Source organism: Salmonella sp. SAL4457, assembly GCF_046548235.1.
GTDB classification, from domain to species: domain Bacteria; phylum Pseudomonadota; class Gammaproteobacteria; order Enterobacterales; family Enterobacteriaceae; genus Salmonella; species Salmonella enterica.
On the sequence record NZ_JBGDZO010000460.1, the window covers coordinates 1 to 273 of the forward strand.

The 273-nt window shown below is 57.9% G+C and carries 1 pseudogene; it reads left to right on the plus strand.

Annotation, left to right across the window (positions count from 1 at the left end):
- Positions 1 to 220 (plus strand): annotated as a pseudogene (locus ACLJNW_RS25040) (UMP kinase); the annotation flags it as partial.
- Positions 221 to 273 lie beyond the last annotated feature (53 nt).

Below are 273 nucleotides of genomic sequence, written 5' to 3' on the forward strand. Positions count from 1 at the left end.
GTACACTGCCGACCCGTTCTAGGACCCGAATGCCGAGAAGTTCGAGCGCCTGACCTATGATGAAGTGCTCGACCGCAAGCTCGGCGTGATGGACCTGACCGCCATCTGCCTGTGCCGTGACCAGAACATGCCGCTGCGGGTGTTCAACATGAACAAGCCGGGCGCATTGCTGAATATTGTTGTTGGTGGTGCCGAAGGCACCCTGATCGAGGAGGGTTGAGAATGATCAACGAGATCAAGAAGGAAGCGCAGGAGCGCATGGGCAAGACCCTG